This window comes from Pelatocladus sp. (assembly GCF_059505505.1).
On the sequence record NZ_JCACKS010000171.1, the window covers coordinates 1 to 3342 of the forward strand.

At 41.9% G+C, this 3342-nt stretch carries 6 protein-coding genes; 3 read left to right on the top strand and 3 right to left on the bottom strand.

What is annotated here, in order from left to right:
* Positions 1 to 18: 18 nt before the first annotated feature.
* The gene (locus AC5JMK_RS13550) at positions 19 to 882 is read right to left on the bottom strand and encodes a hypothetical protein (protein ID WP_495910338.1); all 864 of its coding nucleotides are present in this window, start codon (positions 880 to 882) and stop codon (positions 19 to 21) included.
* Between the two features lie 95 nt (positions 883 to 977).
* Here AC5JMK_RS13550 and AC5JMK_RS13555 point away from each other — a divergent pair, with 95 nt between their 5' ends.
* Positions 978 to 1220, top strand: a complete 243-nt coding sequence (locus AC5JMK_RS13555; protein ID WP_495910339.1) for an ATP-binding cassette domain-containing protein — start codon at positions 978 to 980, stop codon at positions 1218 to 1220.
* A gap of 4 nt (positions 1221 to 1224) precedes the next feature.
* Here the strand turns inward: AC5JMK_RS13555 and AC5JMK_RS13560 are convergent, their stop codons facing one another.
* Both AC5JMK_RS13560 and AC5JMK_RS13565 read right to left on the bottom strand, forming a co-directional pair.
* Positions 1225 to 1380 carry a hypothetical protein gene (locus tag AC5JMK_RS13560; RefSeq protein WP_495910340.1) on the bottom strand — a complete coding sequence of 52 codons (156 nt, stop codon included), beginning with the start codon at positions 1378 to 1380 and terminating at the stop codon, positions 1225 to 1227.
* Positions 1381 to 1492: 112 nt separating this feature from the next.
* Positions 1493 to 2116, bottom strand: coding sequence for a hypothetical protein (locus AC5JMK_RS13565; protein WP_495910341.1), 624 nt, complete (start codon positions 2114 to 2116; stop codon positions 1493 to 1495).
* Positions 2117 to 2183: 67 nt separating this feature from the next.
* Here AC5JMK_RS13565 and AC5JMK_RS13570 point away from each other — a divergent pair, with 67 nt between their 5' ends.
* Both AC5JMK_RS13570 and AC5JMK_RS13575 read left to right on the top strand, forming a co-directional pair.
* Positions 2184 to 2750 carry a metal ABC transporter ATP-binding protein gene (locus AC5JMK_RS13570; RefSeq protein WP_495910342.1) on the top strand — a complete coding sequence of 189 codons (567 nt, stop codon included), beginning with the start codon at positions 2184 to 2186 and terminating at the stop codon, positions 2748 to 2750.
* Positions 2751 to 2755: 5 nt separating this feature from the next.
* Positions 2756 to 3342: metal ABC transporter permease (locus AC5JMK_RS13575; protein WP_495910343.1), on the top strand; the 587-nt coding region annotated here is incomplete at its 3' end.

Here is a 3342-nt window from a genome sequence, read left to right on the forward strand (position 1 = left end):
GTTGAGTTCGCGTAGAATTTACGCGAACTCATTCTTTTTTGTCCAAAGTCCAATTGGTTTGGCAGGCTTTGACTGAAGCTGTCGAGCCATACTGCGGAAGGGATCTAAACTGCGATCGGCAGTCCGACGATTGGAACCGACCGGGGCGATAACTTCGTTAAGCTTCGCTAACGCAGACTGAGTTGGAGGCTGCAATATCGGCATCACAGAAGGCGGATCGAAGGTATCTGTTTTCTGCAAAGCGGATATGAACTTCACTCGGCTGCCACCTTCAGGATTGCTTTTTGTCTTCGCAAAGGTGCGTTTAATCCGTTTAGGAGTGTTCATGTAAGTTACATCTCCTAAAGTTCCTGCGTCTGACGGATCGAGTAAGCGATTAGAGCTAACCTCCTTGAACCCCAGCAGTAACGCAAAAGAACGGAAAAACTGTATTAGCGTTGTGAATAGTCCTAGAAGCCGAGTTAGCCAACCGTCCAGGCGAATCAGAATACGACTCAAACGATTTCGAGGCATTTGCACAACACGAGAATTGCCAACACTAGACAAAAAGTTGTCAACCCATTGCATCACTCCCATCTTTTCTGAAGATGTTGCAGAAATTGAATCTATTTGGGAAAAACTGAGACGCGGTGCAACGATCGCAGAGTTGAATTCAGACATGACACCTTGTGCCACGATTGATTTCAGAATCTTGTTCAAGCGGCGATCAACTACCACAATCACCAACGTCAGGAGCGAGATCAGGAAAATACTCAAAACTGCCATCCAAATGAAAATGTGAGACTCTAATGTTGCATCCACAATAAAATCTTCTACGTTGTCGAGTGATGGCAATGCAAAGCATAAAACACTAGAAGTGATGTGAAAAACTGTTTTCAGCATGATGACCTGTAACGTTTGAAGAGTATCTGAGAGGAATCAAACTAATCACTGGAGTACAAAAGAGAATGGGGCATGGACATTGTTGGAACAGAACAATGGTCAGTATTGACATTGAAAATGTCACAGTTGCCTATCACGGTAAGGTGGCTTTGCACAGTGCTTCTTTAGCACTCAAAGCTGGTTCAATTAGTGGATTGGTAGGGATGAATGGTAGTGGCAAATCAACGCTATTTAAAGCAATTATGGGTTTTGTCAAGCCAACCACAGGTAGAGTATTAATTGACGGCTTACCCATTAGAATGGTGCAAAAAAAGTATCCCCTCAATACTTTGGGGTAAGCAATTATTCCGGTTGCCAGGACCAACCGAAGGGATTAACAGAAGATTTATCGCGAATAATAGTCGCTAGAGAGGGGATTCTCCCTGCCTGAGAAATGCGGTCACGAACATACTCAAAAAAGCTAATTCCCAACTTCCGAGTAGTGGCAACAAGAGACATAAAAGTATCCCAAGCATTAGTACCCTCAGTAGTTTGAGTGGCATAGCTAATATTGCGTCACTGCACCATAGTTCTAGCAGCTAACTCAGCCGGATTGTTATTCAACGGCAATTCAGGATGCTGCAAAACTAGAAGCAACTCCGAGGCTTTGGCAACAGTTAATCTGGGTCATATTGCCTCCGTAATATAGGCTTATGACTAAGGCTTTGACTCCCGGACCAAATTCTCCCTCGTAACCTAATGGCAGATATGCCAGGTAAGTTTTTCCCTCAGATGGTGAGTAGTATTTCTGTTTGCGAAAAAGTATGTTATCGGTTGTGAGTTTGATATCTTGAACGATTACTTCTTCGTATCCTTTGAATTCTGCATCTGCTGGTAGTTCGGAGCGAGGATATTCTAGTATTTCTTCTCGGTCTATTTTGATACTTTCATTTTTACTGCTCTTGGTGTGCTTTTTTGGAGTTTGTCGTTCTTTCTCTGATGAGTGATTGTTTGTGAAGCCTTTGTTCTTCTTGGCTTTTATATCTGGCTTCTCTTGTTCTCCCTTCAGGCGGTTGTTTTCAGAGCGCAACCTCTGATTTTCTTCTCGTAGTTCTTTAACCTGTAAGTTTAATTCCTCTATGAGGTTCAATAATATCTCTATAGTACGACGCACCGATTCATCCGCAATCCCTAAAGGGTCGATGGTTTGCAGCAGTTCGGATACTGAGGAGCCATTCGGTGATTTTTGCGTCATATGCCATATTCTATGGTGTTTTGTACACCTTGCTCACCTTTTTCTTTTTTTCTGCTACCCCAAATTATTGAGCCGATACCAAAAAAATAACTTAGTAGCGTATGTGCCACAGTCGGAAGAAGTGGACTGGAATTTCCCGGTAAGTGTCCACGATGTAGTGATGATGGGACGCTATGGATATATGAATATCTTGAGAATTCCCAAAGCTAAAGATAAACGGGTGGTGAGGGAAAGTTTGGAGAGAGTGGAAATGTGGTCAATGCGCGATCGCCAAATTGGAGAACTATCTGGCGGACAAAAAAAACGCGCCTTTTTTGCTCGTGCTTTGGCACAACAAGGAACTGTTTTACTATTAGATGAACCATTCACAGGGGTAGACATCAAAACCGAAAAAACTATGATTGACCTATTACTTGAATTGCGAGAACAAGGTCAGACAATTTTAATTTCTCCCCACGATTTAGCATCGATTACCACTTTCTGCGATCAAGTTGTCTTGATTAATCGCACCATTTTAGCATACGGTGAAACTTCTGAAGTTTTCACAGAAGAAAATCTTACTCGCACCTTTGGTGGTTCAGTAGGTGATTTATCCTTGAACAAAAGTCGTTCAACTAGTAAAAATCAGGAATAAAAGTAATGGAATTATTACAGTGGTTTGCTGCACCATTACAACATGAGTTCATGGTGAAAGCAATTTTTGTTAGTGCTTTAGTTGGGGTAGTTTGTTCTGTTTTATCATGCTACATGACACTCAAAGGTTGGGCATTGATGGGAGATGCAGTTTCTCATGCGGTCATGCCTGGAGTGGTGATTGCTTATATATTAAACATACCCTTTGCGATAGGTGCATTTGTGTTTGGCGTAGGTTCAGTAATGGCTATTGGTTTTATTAAATCCCTGACAAGAATTAAAGAAGATACGGTAACTGGACTCGTATTTACAGGTTTTTTTGCATTGGGTTTGGTGCTAGTTTCTAAAACACCAAGCAATATAGATTTGATGCACATTCTGTTTGGCAACGTGCTAGGAATTTCTCAAGCCGATATTATCCAAACAGTAATTATTAGCGTGATTACTTTCATGACAATTGCCGTCCTTCGCAAAGACTTATTGTTATTTTGTTTTGACCCTACCCATGCGCGATCCATTGGCTTAAACACAGGAATGCTCGGGAGCATCCCAATTTGGAAAAAACAAATGATTCGCGAGATACCATCGCGAAT

Bases quoted from the DNA above. Each gene is read 5' to 3' on its own strand.
- AC5JMK_RS13560 (WP_495910340.1), bottom strand. From the start codon at position 1,380: ATGTCTCTTGTTGCCACTACTCGGAAGTTGGGAATTAGCTTTTTTGAG.
- AC5JMK_RS13555 (WP_495910339.1), top strand. From the start codon at position 978: ATGGTCAGTATTGACATTGAAAATGTCACAGTTGCCTATCACGGTAAG.
- AC5JMK_RS13550 (WP_495910338.1), bottom strand. From the start codon at position 882: ATGCTGAAAACAGTTTTTCACATCACTTCTAGTGTTTTATGCTTTGCA.
- AC5JMK_RS13565 (WP_495910341.1), bottom strand. From the start codon at position 2,116: ATGACGCAAAAATCACCGAATGGCTCCTCAGTATCCGAACTGCTGCAA.